Consider the following 18,564-nt stretch of genomic DNA (forward strand, 5'->3'; position numbering starts at 1 on the left):
TATCATTGCGCTGATTCAGGCCGATCTGGCGCGACCCGCCACACCGTGTTCGACACGTCATCCGCGACGATTACGCTGTCATGGACCGGATTATAGGTGACGCCAACCGGGCGCCCCCGTGCATGTCCGTCTTTCAGGAAGCCAGTCAGAAAATCGACCGGCTTGCCCGCCGGGCGGCCATTAACGAAGGGTATCCACACCACCTTGTAACCCGAGGGGTCCTGCCGATTCCAACTGCCATGCTCACCGACAAAAGCGCCTTGCGAGAACCGCCCAAAGCCCGCGCTCGATACGAAGCTCAAACCCAAGGCTGCAACATGAGAGCCAAGCGCATAATCGGGGCGCTGTGCATTTGCGACCATCTTCGGATTTTGCGGATGCACACGTGGATCGACGTTTCGCCCCCAATAGCTGTAGGGCCAGCCGTAGAAGCCGCCAAGCCGCACCGACGTCAGATAATCGGGCACCAATTGTGGACCCAGTTCATCGCGTTCGTTGACGACCGACCAGAGCGCGCGGGTCTGCGGATTGATGGCGAGCGCTGTGGGGTTGCGGATACCGCTGGCATAGGTGCGGCGCGCGCCGGTTGCGCGATCGATTTCCCAGATGACGGCCCGGTCCTCCTCAACCGCCATGCCGCGCTCCCCCACATTGCTGTTCGAGCCGATACCGACATAGAGTTTCGTGCCATCGGCGCTGGCAGCAAGCGACTTGGTCCAATGATGATTGATGCGCGACGGCAGCTTCGTCACCTCCTGCCCTGGGGTCGCTATGCGGGTGTCGCCCTCCTTGTACGGAAAGCGCAGCAGCGCGTCCTGATCCGCGACGTAGAGATTACCCTCGACGAAGGCCAGGCCATAGGGCGCGTTCAGCCCGTCGATCAGGATCGTTCTGACCTCAGCCCTGCCATCGCCATCGGCGTCGCGCAGCAAGGTGATGCGGTTGGCACCTTTGACCGGCGTCTTGCCCTTGCTCTTGATATAGCCCGCGATCACATCCTTGGGCCGCAGCAGCGGCGCGTCCGCGCCGCCCGATCCTTCTGCAACCAGGATATCGCCATTGGGCAGCACCAGCGTCTGGCGCGGCACTTTAAGATCGGTGGCGAGCGCAGTGACGGTAAAACCGCGCGGGGCGACCGGCTTTTCACCATCCCAACCCTGCGGCGTGGCGATCTTGATCGGTGGTATCAGCGTTTCGCGCTGCGCGGGCAGATCGGGGGTAGCGCCGGTCTGGTCGATGCCCGGCTTGCTGCTACTACATGCGGCGAGGGCAAGGATGGCGGCCGTCGCGCCGAATGGGCGGAGATAAAGGGTCATCGGGCGATCTCCCACTTGGCGCCATGCGCGAGCCAGCTTGCGGCGATGGCGAACGCTGCGCTCAGGATGGAGAGTATCAGCCCGGTCGTTCCGACCGAACTCCATGCGTCGCGGCTATGCTGAAACGCGTTGACCAGGCCCGCTATCCACGCAAGCACGAGCAACAGCGCGTAGAGACGTGCTCCGCGCCACCTGATCGCCAGAATCAAGCTCCACGCAAGGGCGACCCCACCGAACACCAGCGCCCCTACGATGAGCCAGGACGAGAAATTCGTCCACTGAACCTCTGCCGTCTGAAGATAGGTGATGTCGGTGAACAGTGCGATGGTGAACAAGGCAACTGGGAACGACAGAAGAAGCGCAAGGGGCGGTGGAAGCAGTGGCCGATATGCCGACGACGCGCTGGACAAGGAATGTCTCCAGGATGGGAGAGGGAGGAGAATATGGGAATGCGCGGCACGTAACTTTGGTTGCGCGATCAGCGTCATGTGCCGCTTTTGCGCGGGCCTCTCCGGCGGGATCGCCCCGTCGTCATGGGATCGGGTTTCTTGGGCGGCGACCAGCCGGGCGGGGTCGATACGCGTTGTCGGTTCGTGCCCAGGCCCATGGCGCCGGGGGTCTGGCGAACCAGCCCAGTGGGATCGAAATCAGCCGCCTGCGTCCCCGCAGGCGCTTTGCGCAACAGGCTGATGCGGTCCCGCAGGTCCGCGGCGGTTTCGAAGTCGCCGCGTTCAGCCGCTGCCTCCATGGCCAGCCGGAGCGCTTCGATGCCGCCAGCCTTCGTCATTTGAATGCCCAGCGCAGTGTCTGTGCGATGCCGAATGTCCCTGCCCGGACGATCGGGCGCTCCAACGGGGGCAGGCTCATCCTGTGCATCTTACGCGCCCATTGCGGCAACAGATCGACCGCCGCCTGGACCGCCAGCCGTCTTGGCGCTTCGGCTGCCAGGCTGGTCGTGCTGCCGTTCATGATCAGGCGTGCGACGGTCCGGGTGCGATCGTCCACTCGCAATTGCGGGCGCATCTCTTCGACCAGGGCGCGTGCCTGGGATCGCGATGTTGGTACCGGGTCGGCGCCCATGGCACGACCGATCAGCGCCATTTCCGCGAAATACCGATTCTGGTCGTCGGCGGGCATGGTCGGTTCGCCATAGCGAATCCAGGCATTCAGGAAACTGCTCGCTTCGGTGACATGGACCCAGGCCAGAAGGGCCGGATCATTGGCATGATAGGCCGTGCCATCCGGCAGCGTGCCGCTGACATGATCATGCACACGACGGACGCGCGCCATTGTCGCCTGCGCCAAATCCCGATCGGCGTAGGTCGTCGCCGCGATGAACCGGGCGGTCCGGCGCAGGCGGCCATGCATATCCGTGCGGAAATTTGAGTGATCCCAGACGCCAGCCAGTACGGAAGGGTGCAACATCTGCATAAGCAGGCTGCCGATCCCGCCGACCATCATCGACGCCACGTCGCCATGCACCCGCCATGCTACCGAATCTGGATCGAACAGCGCGTCGGCGCTTCTTGATACGGGTGTTTCGCCCTTGCCAAGGTCGTTGAACATACCAACCACCTGATGGCGGATAGACTGTTTGATGCCATTGGACAGGGTGCGGAGCGTCAGCATATAGGGATCAACGAACGGCCCGGACGATCGGTCCGCATGGACTTTGCAATCCTCATCACCCGACCCGGTTCCCCCATCTTACGATGCTGCTCCGTCAGGATCGCCGCGGATGTCAAATGCGCTACGGCAGCCGATATCCTGTTTTCCCACCGGACACGATATGCGCCTTGCCTTCATCAGCGCATCCCATCCATCGTGCGCGACGTCGCCAGGACCCCTCTTGCTGTCGGATGATCTGACACTGGTATCGAGCATATCCGCGGAACCGAAAAATTCCGTTTCGACCAATTCTGGCGCGCTACAAAACGAATAGTTCTTCGCAAGGGCGGTTGCTCGTGAGTGAGCAACCGATCAGGTCGTCGCCCTTGCAATATCGCACAGTATGCGCCGATGTCACTGATGAAACATTCACCGAAAATCCCTTGGCTTCACCTTGATGCCTTCGGTCGACTGCCCGGGAATGATGCCCGATCCCAGCCTCAGGTCAGGGATGTATATCTCACGTGCCTTACGACCGAGCAATTTGCTGTCCGGGTCCCGGGGATCAGGTCCACCCCCGTTTTTTGCGCCATCGCCGCGCGCCGGGCGAAAGACGTTGGCAAGATCGCTCCGTTCGCCCACGCTTGCCAGCAACCCCGACAGATTTTCAAGCCGCTGGGCAATGACGTGAATGACCTCGCCTTCTTTCTGAACCTGACCGCGCACGCCCAGCATGGATGCGCCAAGGACAGTCCCGCGATTGGCTTCGAATATTTTGGTCCAGACTACAAGATTTGCGATCCCGGTTTCATCCTCGATAGTGATGAACATGATGCCCTTGGCAGAGCCGGGTCGCTGCCGCACCATGACGATTCCTGCAAGATTGACCCAGCGACCATCGCGGATGTCAGAAAGCGCCGCGCACGGGACCATCTTCCTAGCTACCAAATCCGCCCTGAGAAAGGCCACCGGGTGGGCGCGGAGTGATAGCGCGACACTGCGATAATCTTCCACGACTTCCCGGCCTTCCGCCATCGGCGAGAGCTCAACCGTCGGTTCGACCGCTTCGGCGCGGGGCTTTCCCTCGCGCTCGTCTGCCGCGGCAAAAAGGGGTAGGGGGCTGTCGCGCAACCCTTTCACATCCCACAGGCCAGTGCGGCGGCTGTGCTGGAGCGAGCCAAAGCCATCAGCATCACCGATCCGATTGAGAGCGCCAGCGCCGACGCCAGTTCTGCGCTGGATTTCTTCCACTGAAGCATAGGGCTCTGCGCCACGGGCCGAGACGATCGCCGCTCCGTCCGGATTGGCAAGATCGCGGACCATGCGCAGCCCAAGGCGCACGGCCTTGTACCGCCGGTTCCCCTCTTCAAGCGTGCAGTCCCAGCGGCTATGGTTTACATCAACAGGTCGGACCTCAACGCCATGTTCGCGTGCGTCGCGGACGATTTGGGCTGGCGCATAGAAGCCCATGGGCTGAGCGTTCAGCAATGCTGCACAGAATACATCTGGATGATGGCATTTGAGCCAGGAGGAGGCATAGGCGATGAGCGCGAAGCTTGCGGCATGGCTTTCGGGGAAGCCATAGGAGCCAAAGCCTTCGATCTGCTTGAAGGTCTGTTCGGCAAAAGCCTGCTCATAGCCGCGCTCGACCATGCCGCCGATGAGCTTGTCGCGAAAATGGCTGACCCCGCCGGTCAGCTTGAACGTCGCCATCGCCCGCCGCAAAAGGTCCGCCTCGCTGGCGGTGAACCCGGCACACTCAATTGCGACCCGCATCGCCTGCTCCTGAAAGAGCGGGACGCCGAGCGTCTTTTCGAGGACGCGGCGCAACTCCGGCTTGGGATAGCTGACCTCCTCCTTTCCTTCGCGGCGCCTCAGATAAGGGTGGACCATGTCGCCCTGGATGGGGCCAGGTCGCACGATGGCGACCTCGACGACCAGGTCATAGAATGTCCTTGGCTTGATACGCGGCAGCATCGCCATTTGTGCCCGGCTTTCGATCTGGAAGACGCCAAGCGTGTCAGCCTTGCGGATCATCGCATAGGTTGCCGGGTCTTCGGCCGGTATCGTGGCGAGATCGAGGTGGATGTCCTTCTCCTCGCGCAGGAGATCGAAGCCGCGTCGCATGCAGCTGAGCATGCCCAATGCCAGCACATCGACCTTCATGAACCCCATGAGGTCGATATCATCCTTGTCCCATTCGATGATTTGGCGATCATCCATGCGGGCCGGTTCGATCGGGACCAACTCGTCGAGCCGGTCGCGGGTCAGCACGAAGCCGCCGGGATGCTGCGAGGAATGGCGCGGCGTATCCATGAGCAGACGCGACAGCTCCAGCGTGAGGGCAAGGCGGCGATCGGTCATATCAAGATTGAGCTCGGCGACATGGCGGTCCTGCACACCCTCGCGGCTCCAGCCCCAGACCTGTCCTGACAGCGCGTCGGTGACGTCGGTCGAAAGCCCGAGCGCCTTGCCCACCTCGCGGATCGCGCCTTTGGTACGGAAGCGGGAGATGACGGCGGTCAGCGCACTATGGTTGCGGCCATAGGTCTCGTAGATCCACTGGATCACTTCCTCGCGGCGCTCATGCTCAAAATCGACATCGATATCGGGTGGCTCGCGTCGCTCAGCGCTCACGAACCGTTCGAACAGCAGTTCGGTGCGCACCGGGTCGATCGAGGTGATGCCAAGGCAATAGCAGACCGCCGAGTTCGCGGCCGATCCCCGGCCCTGGCACAAAATGCCTTTCGAGCGCGCAAAATTGACGATCGCGTGGACCGTCAGAAAATAGGGTGCGTAATCGAGCTGGGCGATGAGACGCAGCTCATGCTCCAGCTGGGCCCTTGTTTTGTCGTCGATGCCGTCTGGATAGCGGGCAGGGGCTTTTGCCCAGGTAAGGCGCTCAAGTTCCTGCTGCGGTGTACGCCCGCTTTTACCGATTTCATCGGGATATTGATAGCGCAACTCTTCAAGGGAAAAGCGGCATTGCTCGGCGATAGCGACACTTCGCCGAACTGGCCCTGTGTCCCCAAGATATCGCAGGAACAGCCGGTCCAGCTCGTCGGCGTCCTTGAGGTGCCGGTCTGCGATCTGCTCGCGTCGCTCGCCCAGATCGTCGATCGTGCATTTCTCGCGGATACAGGTCATAACATCCTGCAGCATTCGGCGCTGGGGCGTGTGGTAAAGGACATCGCCGGTGGCGACGGTCGCGACGCGCGCCTGCTGTGCCATCTGTGTCAGCCGTCGCAACCGCAATGCGTCGCCCGGTTGCCGTTGGAGGGTCAGCGCGAGGTAGCTGCGTTCCTGAAAGATGGATGAGACGCTGACGAGGTCCGCCTGCGTTTTTGCGTCGTCGCTATCGGGGATAAGGATGGCGATCAGTCCCTCGCTCCACGTGGCGACATCATCCCAATGCAGTTCGCAGCCCCCTTTACCAGCGCGCGATTTGCCGAGCGTCAGCAGACGACAGAGACGGCCATAGGCTGCGCGGTCCGTGGGATAGACAAGCAGACCAGTGCCACAGTAAAGATCCAGCCTGCAGCCGTTGATGACGCGCACGCCCGTCGAACGGCCAGCGTCCCAAGCGCGCACCAATCCCGCCAGACTGTTGCGATCCAAGATGCCGACCGCCGGCAGGCCCAGCATGGCGGCAGCGGTCAGGAGTTCCTCAGGCGAGGATGCACCCCGCAGGAAGCTGAAATGGCTCGTCACCTGCAACTCGACATAGCGCTGATCGGCAAGGCTCATGCGAAGGCGCCATGGATGAACCAGGCCATCGGCCCGGTCGACGACCATTGGCCGTCGCCCAAGCGAAACAGCCAGTAGCGCCCGCCGCCCTCGACCTCGACCTGGAAATAGTCGCGCACGAGATAGGGGCTGTCGGCTTCCAGGCCCTTGGCGCGCCACCATTCGCCCTGGAGGCGTTCGGGACCATCGGCCTGAACCACCTTGTGCCGCTTGCCCCGCCAGACGAACTGGGCAGGCGGATGGTCCGGCATCATCGCGATCACCTGGACCGGCTCGGGCGGTTCGATCATGCGGCCCGGGCGCGGCAGGACAGCGTTCCAGCGCCGATCCGTGCACTCGCGCAGCGCCGTTGTCCGCTTGACCGTTCGTTCGGGCATGGCGGACGAGCAGGGCGTCGTGCCGTACAGCCGGTCATAGCCGAAACGGTTCGCCAGCGCGTCGATAAGGGCACCAAGGTCCGGGCCGCGATGCGTATCGCCTGTAAGATCAGCCTGTGCGCTGCGGAGTGGTTCGACGATCGGCGCGATCAGGATCATGGTCTCGATCCCAAGGCCAGGGTCGATCCGTTCGATCCTGGGAACCAGGAGCTTTGTCAGATGCCGGGCATCCCTGGTGGGAGACGCCATACCGATCCTGACAGACTGATATTGGCCATCGACCCGTTCGCAATGGAGGTCGAGGCGCCGCGCGCCGGTGCCGCCCCGCATCAACGCAGCGCAAATGTCGTCGGTGAGATCGCCGATGACTTTTGCGATGGCGTCGGCCGTGCCGATGGGTTCAAGAAGCCCGCGGCGCGCCTGGGGCAGTGATGGCGGGAAGATCGGCGCCATCGCCTCTGGCGCATGGCCAAGGGCTTGGTCGAGGCGCCGATAGAGTTCATGTCCGTAGCGGCGCGCAATGGGACCGCGCGGCTCGGCAATGAGTTGCTCGATCCGGGTGAAGCCCATCTTGTGCAGATCGCTTGCCACTTTTGTCGGGATGCGCAGGGCGGCAAGGGGTAGGAGGCCGACCGCCTTCTTCTGGTCTCCAGGAAGAATGATAACCGGGCGACCGGCAGGGACATGGCGAGCGACCGCATGCGCGCAGCCTGCCGTGTCAGCAACAGCGATCTGTGCTGTAAGGCCCGAGCCGTTCACCCGGCGGAACAGGTCCTTGACCAGCGCTTCCTCGCCGCCGAACAGTTCGCCGCATCCGCTGATGTCGAGCCATAGGCCATCGGGGTAATCGACCGCGACGAAGGGGGCGTAGCGCTGCCCTGCCCATAGAGCTAGCCGCTCAAGCCCTTGCGCGTCGGCCGCTTCGTCTGCATCGAGCACGTCAAGATCGGGCACCATGGTCCTTGCCTTGGTGACGCTCATGCCGGGCGTGATGCCAAGGCTGCGGCCAAGCGCGTCCACCGCCGCGATCAGCTTGCGACCGTGCGATTCTATGGCCGTGACAAGCGGCTGCCGGGATGGCGCTGCGTTCGCCTCAGACGGCGATACGCCACGCTTCCTGCTGATCCGGTCGGTCGACCAGTATGGCAGGTAGAGCGAGACGACCCTGCGCATCGCAGGCCTCCACTATCCAGCTTTTGGGTTCTGCGCCGCGGACGCGCTCGAGCGCGACCGACCAGCGCGGGCGGGCAAGGGCAGGGATGCCCAGATTCTCGCTGGGGGACGCCGTAATGCGCCATCGTGTCTGCGCTGCTGAGCCCTCGATCAGTGCGTCCGCCTTGGCGGCGCGACGCAGGATGAACGCAGTCACCCCGGACCCTTCGGCAGCAAGCTGAAGCCGTTTCGACGCGGTCGTTGAGAGCTTCGAGACCTCGCCCACGACGCCGGCGATGCCAGCCACGCGCAGGCAATCTTCCATCGCGATCAGCGCGCCCTTGTCATCGCCAGGCTCGACGATGGTCAGGCGGTCAGGATGAAGGCCTGCAAGGTCGAGGGCAGGGGTGAACAAATCGCGCCAGCGCAGACACCAGAAAACCGGGCCTTCCATGCGCGCCAATATGCCTGCGATGAATATCGTTGCGGCTGCGTCGTCGCAAATGTCGAGAGAGCCCAGAACCTCATGCAATGCGCCGGTTGCAAGACCATTTCCGGGCAGATGATCGTCGATGTCGTCAAGGCCGAAAGGATGGACGCCATGACGGCGCCCATCGCCCGTCACATGGGCGATCGACGAACGCAAATCCTCGAGGATGGCATTGCGGGGCATTCCTTGGTCTCATCAGTCTGGCAATATGTTCTCTTTCTGTTCTACATGACTCCCCGGACTGTCAAGTTGGTCGAGCGCATGTTTCGGGGTGAACGAGGTCCTGCTTGTGGCATCCGACGGATCCAACGTCATGGATTCCCTGAATCGTTTCGCGACGCGATCGTGCGTTCACAAAATATTGAGCGCGAGAGAAAATCGAGGGGCGATGCCCGGATCGATATCGCCAAATCATTCGGTCGCTGTTCGCCGTGTTCGCATTCCGAATCGGGGACGATCAAAGAGAAGCAGATGTCTGTTTCCCAGCACTCGAAACAGGAGAGATCAGGCTGGTGACGAGTTCATCCGGCGTTCCGAAGCTGGGAACCAGGCGGGTTCACCCGGCAGTTTCGAAAATCGATATCGTTGTCGAGTACCAAAGCGACCATCTCGCCATCTATGATCAGGGCAGCGCCTGTTGCTTCAAACCGTCGCCCAAGCGATGAGTCCCTTGGCCTGAGCGCGACCGTCCGTCTCCCGATCGTTACGAGCGCGCCATCCGGGCTGATCTTGGCAAGGAAGGTTCGACCGCCGTCGCAATATATGGTCAGCTGCTCGCTGTCCGATGCGCAGGCTGCGGTCGGAACAGCCGCAACAAGCATGGCAGGGAGGAGAAGGCGTCCCATCGAAACAGATGCTCCATGGGAGGGTCCCACGCAAAGCTTAACCTTCCGGCTCCTGCGGCGTTCCGTGCGACAGCGCATCGACGATCATGGCGGCGAGTGTTTCTTCGGCCCGTCCACGGGCATTGAGGTCCTTTGACGACAGGTCGTGGCGAAGCCATTGCGGCGCGCGCGCGATGACACGCATGATGAGCTCGGAAGTCTCTTGGTCCATTTGGACCCTATGGGTGGTCGCGTGCAGACAAGCAATCATCAAGGTGACACCCAAAAGGCGATCGTGATGAAAGCAGGGGACGCATAAAAAAGCCCCGCCAGAGCAAGGCTCGCGGCGGGACCGAAGTTCAGGGAGGTGCCGCTCCAAAGGGAGGAAGAAGCGACAGGGCATGAAATAGCATGTTGCGATGAATGACGGGTGAAGCCGCTGTTCATGAGCGCTGCAGCTCGGTTTTCTCCAGCAAGGCTTGTGGCTGCCACGGCATCGGAACGCAAAGGCCAGGCCGCATTCGTCAGCAGACAGCTCTAGCGGAACCGCGCCATTGTCCATCTGTTCGATCTATCGACCGGCTCTGCGAAAATCGCCGATGCATAGACCTGAAAGAAAGAGGAACCGACCATGACTGAGACGCAGGACGTCCGCGATAATGAAGGCGAGAGCCGCTATGAACTCAAGGTCGATGGTGGCACGGCTATTGCGGCCTATGAACGGCGCGATGGCGCATTGATCTTCACGCACACGCAAGTTCCTGACGCGCTCGAAGGGCAAGGCATTGCCAGCAAGCTGATCGCCGGCGCGTTGGCGGACGTGCGGGAGAAGGGATTGAAGGTCGTGCCGCTATGCGAATTCGTCGCCGGCTATTTTGATCGCCATCCAGAGGAGCAGGATTTGTTGGCGCTCGACGCGCCAGGCTGATCGCAGAGTGTGTGGATCATCCATGACTTATAACCATTCCCATGCCTCTCCCGCGTCAGCTAGGTCAACGCAACGATGAAGATCGCGACCTATAATGTGAACGGGATCAACGGGCGTCTGCCTGTCCTGCTGCGATGGCTGAGCGAAGCCGCACCTGACATCGTCTGTCTTCAGGAATTGAAAGCGCCAGAGGATAAATTTCCTGAAACAGCGATCCGCGACGCGGGATATGACGCGGTCTGGCACGGGCAAAGCCAGTGGAACGGGGTTGCGATCCTGAGCCGGGTCGGTGAAATTCACGAGACGCGCCGCGGGCTGCCGGGCGATCCGGACGATACGCAAAGCCGCTACATCGAAGCGGCGGTTGCCGGGGTTCTGGTGGCTGGTCTTTATCTGCCCAACGGCAATCCACGCCCTGGACCCAAGTTCGACTTCAAATTGCGCTGGTTCGAGCGGCTTCATGATCACCTTGCCTCGCTCGTCGATCTCGATGCGCCGGTTGTGGTCGCCGGGGACTTCAACGTCATGCCAACCGATCTGGATGTTTATGCGCCCGAGCGGTGGCTGGACGATGCGCTCTTCGCGCCGGAGGTGAAGGAAGCCTATCGCCATCTGCTGGAGCAGGGATGGAGCGATGCTCTGCGCGAAATGCACCCCGATGAGACCATCTACACCTTCTGGAAATATTGGCGTGGGGCGTTCGGGCGCAACGCAGGCCTTCGGATCGACCATATTCTGCTCAACGCAAAGGCACGGAGCAGGCTTGAATGGGCGCAGGTCGACACAGCGCCGCGCGGATGGGAAAAGACGAGCGACCATGCTCCGGTCTGGATTAAGCTGGCCGACAAGCCGGTGCGCAAGGCGCGTCAGTCGAGGGCTGCAAACCAGTCAGCATAGGGCGTATTGCGCGCCATATGGCGATTATAGTCAGGTGTGCCGTCGGCCCACCAGACTGGGCCACGCTCGCCAAGTCCGCGTTTGGCAATGTCCACCGCCGCATGCGCTTCACCCTCGGCCGATACATCGCCGTTTTTACGGGCGTCGCGCACGGCTCTACGCGCCTGCATCAGATCCGATACCAGCGAAGCTCGGACGTCTTCGTCCAACGCGGGATTGGCCAGCCGCCATAGGCGGCCGCGCACCACAAAATAACGGCCATCGGGCGTGGACGGGTGGGTGGCGGGTTCCCGGCTCACGCCCGTCGTGTCGCCTCGCGCGCCCATGCAACGATGGCCTGTTGCGGCATAGCGCCCGATTGCCGCGCAATCTCGCGGCCACCCCGAAACAGGATCATCGTGGGAATGGACCGGATGGCATAGCGACCAGCGATCGCCTGATGCGCCTCGGTATCGAGTTTCCCAAGGCGCATATAGGGTTCGAGTTGTCCGGCCGCGGCGCTGAAGGCGGGGGCCATCTGACGACAGGGACCGCACCAGCTCGCCCAGAAATCGACGAGCAGGGGAATATCGGACCGCGCGGCATGCGCGTCGAAATTATCTGCGGTCAGTTTGACGGGCTCCCCAGAGAATAGGGGGCGCTTGCATCGGCCGCAGATTCCGCCCTTGGCCAACCTTTCGCGAGGCAACCGGTTTGCCGTTGCGCAAGCCGGACATAGGACAATCAGGGCATCATTGGGCGCCGTAGCCATTCTGGTCTCCATCATGCGTCGTCTGGATGGCATAGATGCCATAGATGGGATCGGGCATCCCGAATGTCAGGCCCCGCAAAGGCAAGCACGGCCTGGGAGGACGATGAAGCCCATAGACGGCCAACAAGCGATAGCGTCCTGGCTGGACGTTGGCTTGCGCCCTCGTCTATGCCCGCCGTCCAACGACACAGGATATAGCCCATGAACAATACCGACCTCGCTGAGAAGATCGCCGGCGACAACGGCCTTTCCAAGGCGGATGCCCGCAAGCTGGTCGATGCGGTCTTCGCCGCAATCGCTGATGCTGCAGCAGCGGGCGAAGAAATTGCCCTGAACGGCTTTGGCAAGTTCAAGGTCAAGGACGCGCCAGCGCGCGAAGGTCGCAACCCCTCCACCGGCGCCACTATCCAGATCGCAGCTGCCAAGAAGCTGGGCTTCACGCCCGCCAAAGCGATAAAGGATAAACTGAACGGCTGAAATTTCGCCGGGACACGTCCGTCCAAGGCGCTTCCCGGCTATCGCCGGTTGACAATATTGTTCGCTTTATGTTCCAATCATCGGATGTCTTTCGAGTCTCCCTAGGAGCGGCCGATGTCCAGATTGCATACGACCCTGGCGAGTGTCGGCGAAGTCGCCATGCATTTCGGTGCGGCGCTGCCGCAAGGGCCTGTCCATTTTGCTCGTGAAACCACCGAGGGCGCCGACGGGCTCGTCGTATTTGAAAGCCGGGGACGTCGGCTGTTACGGTCGATGGGGTGGGGATTCCCGCGCCTGACCCGCGAGATGCGCGAACATGGCGACGATCCTCAGCGGCTGGGGCTGGTTGCCGATCTCACCAATCCCATGTGGGAGCATATGGTCGTGGACCCGCGCTATCGCTGCCTTATCGTCCTGACCCATTTCGCCAATCCTGACGGCATGCCCGGCCACAAGACGAGGACCTGGTTCTCGGTCAAACATGCGCCCGTCATGGCCTGGGCCGGCTTCTGCCGGAACCTGCCCGATTACGGCCCTGTCTATGCCGGTATGACCATGGCGGCCAACGCCGCGGTCATGCCGACCAATGACAGGATGCCGGTTCTTCTCGATCCCCATGACTATGACGCCTGGCTGCATGGCAGCATCAGGGACGTCATCGGATTCCAGCATCGCGCGCCCTTTGCTGCTGAGCGCATGGTCGTCGAGCAGACAGAAGATCTCTGGCGCAGCGGAAAATTTCCCGCCACAGCTTGCCTTGCTCTGAGCGCTACGCAACACTTGTAGTCGGGCGGCGCGACAAGGCAGGTGCAACAATGTGCAACCTCTATACTGAGCGATTGAGTGCAGCCGAGGTGGCGGCGCATTTCGGCGTCGAGCCGCCCGACATCGCCGCCATGAACGTGCCGGACGAAGTCTATCCCGGCTATCCCGGCATGGTGGTGCGCGAGGCAGAAGGAAAGCGTGTCCTTCAATCCATGGTCTGGGGGTTTCCGCTGGTCCTGCGCGGCATGAAGCCAGGATCCAAGCCCAAGCCCGTTAATAATATCGCCGACCTGCGCAAACCCATGTGGGTTGGTCTCGCGCGAAAACCGCAGTGGCGTTGCCTTATCCCGCTGACTGCCTTTGCAGAAGCCGAAGGCGAGAAGGGGAGCAAGACCCGGACCTGGTTCAATCTCAAGGATCGGCCTGTCTTTGCCTGGGCCGGACTTTGGCGAGAAAGCCAGGAATGGGGCGCGGTCTATTCAGGCGTCATGACGGATTGCAATGAAGCGATCCGCCCGGTGCATGATCGCATGCCTGTGCTTTTGCATGAGGATGAATATGACCATTGGCTGGGCGGATCGTTAGAGGATGCAGTCGTTTTCCAGGATCGCTGCTTCCCCGACGATCTGATCGAGATGACGCGCACCAGCGATCCCTGGAACAAGCCCCGCATGTCCACGTCCGCACCCGCTATCCTGTGAGAGTCGAACTTGAACGTTGGGCCGAAGCGCTGGCGGTCGAAAGGCAGCACGGCCCGGATGCCGAGCAATTTATCGCAGAAAGAGTAAGAACTCTCGCACTGGCGGGTGATGAGGCAGGCGTGACGCGATGGCTCGACATTGCAACGCGGCTGGACCAGCTTCTCGATGAGGGCGCCATGGAGCATTGAAGGCCCACGCTATCTGACCATGGTCCGGTCCGATAGTTTGTCCGACAGCGTACGGAAAGTGATCGACCAGCGGGTCTCTTCCATTTCGGCAATGCTGTGTTCCCATTCGTACCGTGCTTCACCATGAAGGTGATAGATCGAACGCGGTGCCAGCGGAACGGTGACGCGATCGAACCCGCCGGCCTTGCGCCGCCGAAAACGCAAGGGTGCAGCCGCGCTCAGCGATATGCCAACGACATGGTCGAAGACGGGGCGATCGCGGTGCCAACCAATGCCTGCGCCGGGATCATATCGGATCAGTAATGCCTGGGCGAGGCTGGCGGGCTCAAGGCCAGCAAAGGCGGCGGCTCTGTCGCGGGCAGGCAGTAGCCAATCAGGTATGGGATCGGTCGGCCCGAAGCGCGCATCGTCAAAATCATAGCGCCAGCCGAAGGAACTGGTCAGGCGCTTGCCGAGCCAGCCCTGAAAGCGAAATGGTTCAAGCGCAGTCGTGTCGATCCCGGCGATCAACCTCAATTCTTCTTCGCGCGAGAGGATGTCCTCACGATAGGAAAGGCCCGGGATTTTCGGGGTCTCGAACAGGTCGGGAAACAGGTTGGCCATCCACGCCTAGATTGGGAGGCAGCGCGCGCGAGGCAATCGCAAGGGTGATTTTTTCGATGAAGCATGTGCTGGGATGGCACCACTTCGGCGTCTGAGCATTTTTGCCGAATGACCGCCTCCATTGCCTTCGTCGGTGCCGGACCGACCACACTTTATACGCTCAAGGCGTTTGTCGAGCAGGCAGCCTGCCCCGCGAGGATCACGATCTTCGAGCAGCAGGCGCGCGCCGGTCTCGGTACGCCGTATCGGCCGGGGTGGAACGATCCGGCTATGCTCTCGAACATTGCGAGCGTGGAAATCCCACCGCTGTGCGAGACGCTTCTTTCCTGGCTCAACCGTCAAAGCCGCAAACGTCTCATAGGGTTGGGTATTGATCCCAGGGAGGTTGATGACCGCGCTTTCTACCCGCGCGTGGCCCTTGGGCGATACTTCCTCGACCAGTTCGACATGCTCGTGGACGAGGCGCGCGCCAAGGGGTTCATCGTCGATATTCGAACTGGCCGATGCGTTCTGGACATGTCTGTCCAGGACAATGGCGTTCAGCTTGAGATTGAAGGGGAGGGCAAGGATACAGCCGACAACCGTTTCGATTTCGTGGTTATGGCGACGGGACATCGATGGCCAGAGGAGCCCGAGGCGCGGCCGGGCTATTTTCTCAGCCCGTGGCCGGCGTCGGCCCTCAAGCGCATTAAAGCCGTCAATGTTGGCATTCGTGGCAGCTCTCTGACGGCGATCGACGCAGTCGTCGCCTTGGCAACAGCTCACGGCTCTTTTGTCGATGGCCCCGATGGGCGGGTTGAATATCGCATCGGGGCGGGTTCGGAAGGCCTTCGGCTAACGATGATGTCACGCAAGGGGCTTTTGCCTGAAGCGGATTTCTACCATCCGATACCCTATGAGCCGCTGACTTTCTGTACCGAAGCGGCGATCGAACGGCTGATCGACGCTCAGGCTAGCGATCTTTTAGAGATGGCCTATCAGCTATTTAAGAAAGAACTGGCGTACGCAGATCCCGCTTATGCCGACCATGTTGGACTGGAGCATTTGGCGCTCGAGGATTTCGCAGAACGCTTCTTTGCCGACCGCGCGGACGCTGATCCGTTTGAATGGGCCGCCGCCAATCTGCAGGAGGCGCAAGCAAATTTCGACAAAGAGTTCACCGTTCCCTGGCGCTACGCCATCTTGCGAATGCACGAGGTGCTGGCGCTGATCATCCCCCATCTCGATGAGGAAGCCCTGGATGCTTTCGGCAGACACCTCAAGCCCGCCTTCGTCGACGAATATGCGAGTGTACCTCACCTATCCATCCAAAGGCTCTTGGCCCTTCACAGCGCAGGCCATCTCGATGTGCTGACGCTCGGCAGCGCGTATCGGTTAGAAACGCATGGCGCAGAACCCGGCGTTAATGTCGTCATCGACGGTGAGCGGCGTCATTATGACGTGTTCATCGATGCCACCGGGCAACGTGCGCTCGAAGCCGACGACTTCCCGTTTTCAACGCTTCTGACGCAAGGGGTCGTGGTGGATGCGCAAGATGCCGAGGAGGGGTCCACCAAGGGGATCTCGGTGAACGAGACATTCCACCCGGCATCGCCCGATCCGCGTGCGCGCCGATTATATTGTCTGAGCCTCCCCTTCATCCTGGGACGTCATCCATTTGTGCAAGGGATAACCAGTTCGCATGAGATGGGTAGCATCGTTGGCCAGGATCTTGCATGCATGATCGCAGCACCCATGCAGGCTGACGCGGCATGAAGCTGTTTGCGATCTACATTGGAGGCGAACATCCTGCTGCTCACATAGAAATTCACGATGTCCGCTTCATCGTGGCGCCATCCCTTAAAGCGACGCATGATGCGCTCCGCCGTCAATGGTGGGGTACGCCTGGGACCTTGCATATCGACTGTTGGGCCGAGATTGACCATGCGGACGGCTATGACATCCAGCTGCGGCCAGAGCCCTATAAGGGGCGAGAACAACTATTTTTCGTTAATCTAGGCGGTTACGATCCGGCTGATTTCGCTGAACAGCATCGCAACATGTTCGTTGTCGCTGAGAATGTGACCCAGGCCAAGGCACGCGCGATGGCGACGATTCCTAAATGGAAGGAAGGCCATCGTGATGATCTTTATGAAGCCGAGAAGGCGTTCGCCCTAAACGAGCTGATAGGGGAGAGGCTTCACATCCACCTCGTCGCCACTGGAACGACGCGGCCACCGAAGTTTGCCTGCCGTTACACGCCACTGAAGTAGCCAACGAAATTTCAGCTTCTTGAGGGCCACGGATGTCGCGGACGCAAGGCGTTTAGTTCGCGCCGGTGCCCCGTCGGCGGCGTTGGTGTATAATGCTCGATGGCGGCGTCAGGTCATGCGGCCTGCGCTAGCGCATAGCGACGACAATGTTCGAGATAGCCCGCTTCATGACTGGCTGTCAGATCGACCACACCGTCCCACAGCCAACTCGGCGCTTCCATGCCTGCGCCCCGCCCCCGTCCGATCGCGTCTAGCCAATGCTTGCGCGTATCACGGCTCACTTGCCGCCCATGGGCCAGGCCCACTACATAGGCGAGGTAACGCGCCGCCCGCGTAGCCTCGTCCCTCGAGAACTGATCGATCTCGAGCTTAAGGTCCTGCGGCAGCAATTCACGCAGCACGATCGATTTGCCCAGCAGCCCCGTTGCGAGCATACGTGAACCCAGATTGGGGGAAAGTGCCTGTGCACCTGCCACTACCCGCTCGGCATGGTCGGCTGGCATCGCCTTGTTATCGCATGACGGCGCGATCGCCGCGACCGCTTCTTTAAGGTCAACCAGCGCGTAATCTGCTGGCGCTTTGCGACTGCCGCCGATGCCGATGAGCGCGGCAAACCGCAAATTGCCAAGCGAACTGCAACCCTTTTTCCAATAAGCGGCGTCGAGCAGCCGTACCCGATCTTCGCCTTCGCGTCCCTTCATGGAAAGAATCATCGCTGCGACCGCCGGGTCATCAAACAGAGTGTCGAGCGCGGTTTTCTCGTCACCTTCCAGCGCCCAGAATTTCCTGCCAATGGGTAGCTTCGGTTCGACATCGTCCAGCCGCTCGTCAGCCAGATGCTTCCAGCGCCGTCCCAGCGCCCGTCGGCGAACAGTGCGTATGGCTTGTGGTTCTGGTGCCTCATACTCGTTACGCTCGCCGAGCGCATGGCGATAGCCCTCGACCATATGCTCGATCATTCGAGCGGTTGTGACACCGGGCAAGTCGGACCCGCGCGCGGCCGTCGCGAGTGACAGGCCAAGGCGAATAAGGTCGTGCGCTGGATTGCCGACCACCGCCTGGTCCAAATCGCGGATCTGGATGTCCACGCGTCCTACAGCATCAGCCACAGGACCAAGATTGCCCAAATGACAATCGCCGCAAATCCAAACCGGAGGCCCTTGCGGCAGACGTTTCGATGCACTTGATTCCTGCAGCCACTCATAGAATTTGCCAGTATTGCCGCGCACATAGGCATGCGTGGACCGCGCCATCTTCAGCGCCCGGCTCTGCTCAAGTTCGCGCTGCCGTGTTTTGCCGTACCTTCCCATTGCTGCTCCATTGCCAGTTCGTGACGAACTAACGCGCGACACGCAAAAACGGCTTGGTCGTGTCCCGGCGCGTGGTGTAGGTTTTGAGGGTAGCGAAGCTGACCGGACGCGCGCTCATCGAACAAGCGCTGTAGCGGCCGGTCAGTTTCGCGGGTGGTCACCGGCGAACTTCGGATAA

22 protein-coding genes are annotated in these 18,564 nt (G+C 61.2%); 9 read left to right on the forward strand and 13 right to left on the reverse strand.

Going from position 1 to position 18,564, the window contains the following annotated elements; translation table 11 throughout:
* Positions 1-2 precede the first annotated feature (2 nt).
* From HHL08_RS04935 to HHL08_RS04965, 7 genes are all read right to left on the reverse strand, one after another.
* Positions 3-1,316 carry a PQQ-dependent sugar dehydrogenase gene (locus HHL08_RS04935; RefSeq protein ID WP_169571351.1) on the reverse strand — a complete coding sequence of 438 codons (1,314 nt, stop codon included), beginning with the start codon at positions 1,314-1,316 and terminating at the stop codon, positions 3-5.
* Entirely contained in the window at positions 1,313-1,651 is a 339-nt protein-coding gene (locus HHL08_RS04940) for a hypothetical protein (protein WP_235954847.1), read from the reverse strand. The genes HHL08_RS04935 and HHL08_RS04940 overlap by 4 nt, the downstream gene beginning before the upstream one ends.
* A 149-nt stretch (positions 1,652-1,800) precedes the next feature.
* Positions 1,801-2,103, reverse strand: coding sequence for a UvrB/UvrC motif-containing protein (locus HHL08_RS04945; protein WP_169571353.1), 303 nt, complete (start codon positions 2,101-2,103; stop codon positions 1,801-1,803).
* Entirely contained in the window at positions 2,100-2,945 is an 846-nt protein-coding gene (locus HHL08_RS04950) for an oxygenase MpaB family protein (RefSeq protein WP_169571354.1), read from the reverse strand. The genes HHL08_RS04945 and HHL08_RS04950 overlap by 4 nt, the downstream gene beginning before the upstream one ends.
* Before the next feature lie 408 nt (positions 2,946-3,353).
* Positions 3,354-6,671 carry an error-prone DNA polymerase gene (locus HHL08_RS04955; protein ID WP_169571355.1) on the reverse strand — a complete coding sequence of 1,106 codons (3,318 nt, stop codon included), beginning with the start codon at positions 6,669-6,671 and terminating at the stop codon, positions 3,354-3,356.
* Positions 6,668-8,221 (reverse strand): Y-family DNA polymerase, encoded by a 1,554-nt coding sequence (locus HHL08_RS04960; protein WP_169571356.1) that lies wholly within the window; start codon positions 8,219-8,221, stop codon positions 6,668-6,670. The genes HHL08_RS04955 and HHL08_RS04960 overlap by 4 nt, the downstream gene beginning before the upstream one ends.
* Positions 8,142-8,873: an ImuA family protein gene (locus HHL08_RS04965; RefSeq protein WP_169571357.1), complete on the reverse strand. Its 732-nt coding sequence runs from the start codon at positions 8,871-8,873 to the stop codon at positions 8,142-8,144. The genes HHL08_RS04960 and HHL08_RS04965 overlap by 80 nt, the downstream gene beginning before the upstream one ends.
* On the opposite strand from HHL08_RS04965, the gene HHL08_RS04970 reads away from it, so the two are divergent.
* Positions 8,763-9,206 (forward strand): hypothetical protein, encoded by a 444-nt coding sequence (locus HHL08_RS04970; RefSeq protein WP_169571113.1) that lies wholly within the window; start codon positions 8,763-8,765, stop codon positions 9,204-9,206. The two genes, HHL08_RS04965 and HHL08_RS04970, sit on opposite strands and share 111 nt — an antisense overlap.
* A gap of 366 nt (positions 9,207-9,572) precedes the next feature.
* Here the strand turns inward: HHL08_RS04970 and HHL08_RS04975 are convergent, their stop codons facing one another.
* Entirely contained in the window at positions 9,573-9,746 is a 174-nt protein-coding gene (locus HHL08_RS04975; RefSeq protein WP_169571358.1) for a DUF6771 family protein, read from the reverse strand.
* Positions 9,747-10,145: 399 nt separating this feature from the next.
* Between HHL08_RS04975 and HHL08_RS04980 the strand changes: the two genes are divergently transcribed.
* On the forward strand, positions 10,146-10,442 hold the full coding sequence (locus tag HHL08_RS04980) for a GNAT family N-acetyltransferase (RefSeq protein WP_169571359.1): 297 nt from the start codon (positions 10,146-10,148) through the stop codon (positions 10,440-10,442).
* Between the two features lie 75 nt (positions 10,443-10,517).
* The gene (gene xth, locus HHL08_RS04985; protein ID WP_169571360.1) at positions 10,518-11,339 is read left to right on the forward strand and encodes an exodeoxyribonuclease III; all 822 of its coding nucleotides are present in this window, start codon (positions 10,518-10,520) and stop codon (positions 11,337-11,339) included.
* Here the strand turns inward: xth and HHL08_RS04990 are convergent.
* A complete protein-coding gene (locus HHL08_RS04990) occupies positions 11,309-11,638 on the reverse strand; it encodes a hypothetical protein (RefSeq protein WP_328804570.1) in 330 nt (109 codons plus the stop codon). The genes xth and HHL08_RS04990 overlap by 31 nt on opposite strands.
* On the reverse strand, positions 11,635-12,090 hold the full coding sequence (gene trxC / locus HHL08_RS04995) for a thioredoxin TrxC (RefSeq protein WP_169571362.1): 456 nt from the start codon (positions 12,088-12,090) through the stop codon (positions 11,635-11,637). Before trxC ends, HHL08_RS04990 begins: the two co-directional genes overlap by 4 nt.
* A 201-nt stretch (positions 12,091-12,291) precedes the next feature.
* On the opposite strand from trxC, the gene HHL08_RS05000 reads away from it, so the two are divergent.
* The 4 genes from HHL08_RS05000 to HHL08_RS05015 all read left to right on the forward strand — a co-directional run bounded on the left by HHL08_RS05000 (position 12,292) and on the right by HHL08_RS05015 (position 14,221).
* The gene (locus HHL08_RS05000; RefSeq protein ID WP_043150384.1) at positions 12,292-12,567 is read left to right on the forward strand and encodes an HU family DNA-binding protein; all 276 of its coding nucleotides are present in this window, start codon (positions 12,292-12,294) and stop codon (positions 12,565-12,567) included.
* Between the two features lie 114 nt (positions 12,568-12,681).
* Complete coding sequence (locus tag HHL08_RS05005; RefSeq protein ID WP_169571363.1) at positions 12,682-13,353, forward strand: SOS response-associated peptidase family protein; 672 nt, start codon at positions 12,682-12,684, stop codon at positions 13,351-13,353.
* Positions 13,354-13,382: 29 nt separating this feature from the next.
* A complete protein-coding gene (locus tag HHL08_RS05010; RefSeq protein ID WP_169571364.1) occupies positions 13,383-14,033 on the forward strand; it encodes an SOS response-associated peptidase in 651 nt (216 codons plus the stop codon).
* Positions 14,030-14,221 (forward strand): DUF6961 family protein, encoded by a 192-nt coding sequence (locus tag HHL08_RS05015; RefSeq protein WP_169571365.1) that lies wholly within the window; start codon positions 14,030-14,032, stop codon positions 14,219-14,221. Before HHL08_RS05010 ends, HHL08_RS05015 begins: the two co-directional genes overlap by 4 nt.
* Positions 14,222-14,230: 9 nt before the next feature.
* Here the strand turns inward: HHL08_RS05015 and HHL08_RS05020 are convergent, their stop codons facing one another.
* Complete coding sequence (locus HHL08_RS05020; protein ID WP_169571366.1) at positions 14,231-14,824, reverse strand: alpha-ketoglutarate-dependent dioxygenase AlkB; 594 nt, start codon at positions 14,822-14,824, stop codon at positions 14,231-14,233.
* Between the two features lie 108 nt (positions 14,825-14,932).
* On the opposite strand from HHL08_RS05020, the gene HHL08_RS05025 reads away from it, so the two are divergent.
* Positions 14,933-16,579, forward strand: coding sequence for an FAD/NAD(P)-binding protein (locus tag HHL08_RS05025; protein ID WP_169571367.1), 1,647 nt, complete (start codon positions 14,933-14,935; stop codon positions 16,577-16,579).
* Positions 16,576-17,076, forward strand: coding sequence for a DUF1543 domain-containing protein (locus HHL08_RS05030; RefSeq protein WP_169571368.1), 501 nt, complete (start codon positions 16,576-16,578; stop codon positions 17,074-17,076). The genes HHL08_RS05025 and HHL08_RS05030 overlap by 4 nt, the downstream gene beginning before the upstream one ends.
* Before the next feature lie 113 nt (positions 17,077-17,189).
* Here HHL08_RS05030 and HHL08_RS05035 read toward each other — a convergent pair whose 3' ends face one another.
* Both HHL08_RS05035 and HHL08_RS25305 read right to left on the reverse strand, forming a co-directional pair.
* Positions 17,190-18,386: a DUF2252 family protein gene (locus tag HHL08_RS05035; RefSeq protein WP_169571369.1), complete on the reverse strand. Its 1,197-nt coding sequence runs from the start codon at positions 18,384-18,386 to the stop codon at positions 17,190-17,192.
* Positions 18,332-18,564, reverse strand: a 233-nt coding sequence (locus HHL08_RS25305) for a hypothetical protein (protein WP_206377732.1), incomplete at its 5' end; no start/stop codon positions are given. The genes HHL08_RS25305 and HHL08_RS05035, both read right to left, overlap by 55 nt.

Origin of the sequence: Sphingobium psychrophilum (assembly GCF_012927105.1) — a bacterium.
Classification (GTDB): Bacteria; Pseudomonadota; Alphaproteobacteria; order Sphingomonadales; family Sphingomonadaceae; genus Sphingobium; species Sphingobium psychrophilum.

What these genes read in the sequence shown, in the direction of transcription:
- HHL08_RS04970 (WP_169571113.1), top strand. Translation starts at nt 8,763, where the DNA reads ATGATCGTCGATGTCGTCAAGGCCGAAAGGATGGACGCCATGACGGCG.
- HHL08_RS04955 (WP_169571355.1), bottom strand. Translation starts at nt 6,671, where the DNA reads ATGAGCCTTGCCGATCAGCGCTATGTCGAGTTGCAGGTGACGAGCCAT.
- HHL08_RS05025 (WP_169571367.1), top strand. Translation starts at nt 14,933, where the DNA reads ATGACCGCCTCCATTGCCTTCGTCGGTGCCGGACCGACCACACTTTAT.
- HHL08_RS04980 (WP_169571359.1), top strand. Translation starts at nt 10,146, where the DNA reads ATGACTGAGACGCAGGACGTCCGCGATAATGAAGGCGAGAGCCGCTAT.
- HHL08_RS05005 (WP_169571363.1), top strand. Translation starts at nt 12,682, where the DNA reads ATGTCCAGATTGCATACGACCCTGGCGAGTGTCGGCGAAGTCGCCATG.
- HHL08_RS05020 (WP_169571366.1), bottom strand. Translation starts at nt 14,824, where the DNA reads ATGGCCAACCTGTTTCCCGACCTGTTCGAGACCCCGAAAATCCCGGGC.
- HHL08_RS04935 (WP_169571351.1), bottom strand. Translation starts at nt 1,316, where the DNA reads ATGACCCTTTATCTCCGCCCATTCGGCGCGACGGCCGCCATCCTTGCC.
- HHL08_RS05035 (WP_169571369.1), bottom strand. Translation starts at nt 18,386, where the DNA reads ATGGGAAGGTACGGCAAAACACGGCAGCGCGAACTTGAGCAGAGCCGG.
- HHL08_RS04960 (WP_169571356.1), bottom strand. Translation starts at nt 8,221, where the DNA reads ATGCGCAGGGTCGTCTCGCTCTACCTGCCATACTGGTCGACCGACCGG.
- HHL08_RS05030 (WP_169571368.1), top strand. Translation starts at nt 16,576, where the DNA reads ATGAAGCTGTTTGCGATCTACATTGGAGGCGAACATCCTGCTGCTCAC.
- xth (WP_169571360.1), top strand. Translation starts at nt 10,518, where the DNA reads ATGAAGATCGCGACCTATAATGTGAACGGGATCAACGGGCGTCTGCCT.
- HHL08_RS05010 (WP_169571364.1), top strand. Translation starts at nt 13,383, where the DNA reads ATGTGCAACCTCTATACTGAGCGATTGAGTGCAGCCGAGGTGGCGGCG.
- HHL08_RS04965 (WP_169571357.1), bottom strand. Translation starts at nt 8,873, where the DNA reads ATGCCCCGCAATGCCATCCTCGAGGATTTGCGTTCGTCGATCGCCCAT.
- HHL08_RS04945 (WP_169571353.1), bottom strand. Translation starts at nt 2,103, where the DNA reads ATGACGAAGGCTGGCGGCATCGAAGCGCTCCGGCTGGCCATGGAGGCA.
- HHL08_RS05000 (WP_043150384.1), top strand. Translation starts at nt 12,292, where the DNA reads ATGAACAATACCGACCTCGCTGAGAAGATCGCCGGCGACAACGGCCTT.
- trxC (WP_169571362.1), bottom strand. Translation starts at nt 12,090, where the DNA reads ATGGCTACGGCGCCCAATGATGCCCTGATTGTCCTATGTCCGGCTTGC.
- HHL08_RS04950 (WP_169571354.1), bottom strand. Translation starts at nt 2,945, where the DNA reads ATGCTGACGCTCCGCACCCTGTCCAATGGCATCAAACAGTCTATCCGC.
- HHL08_RS04975 (WP_169571358.1), bottom strand. Translation starts at nt 9,746, where the DNA reads ATGGACCAAGAGACTTCCGAGCTCATCATGCGTGTCATCGCGCGCGCG.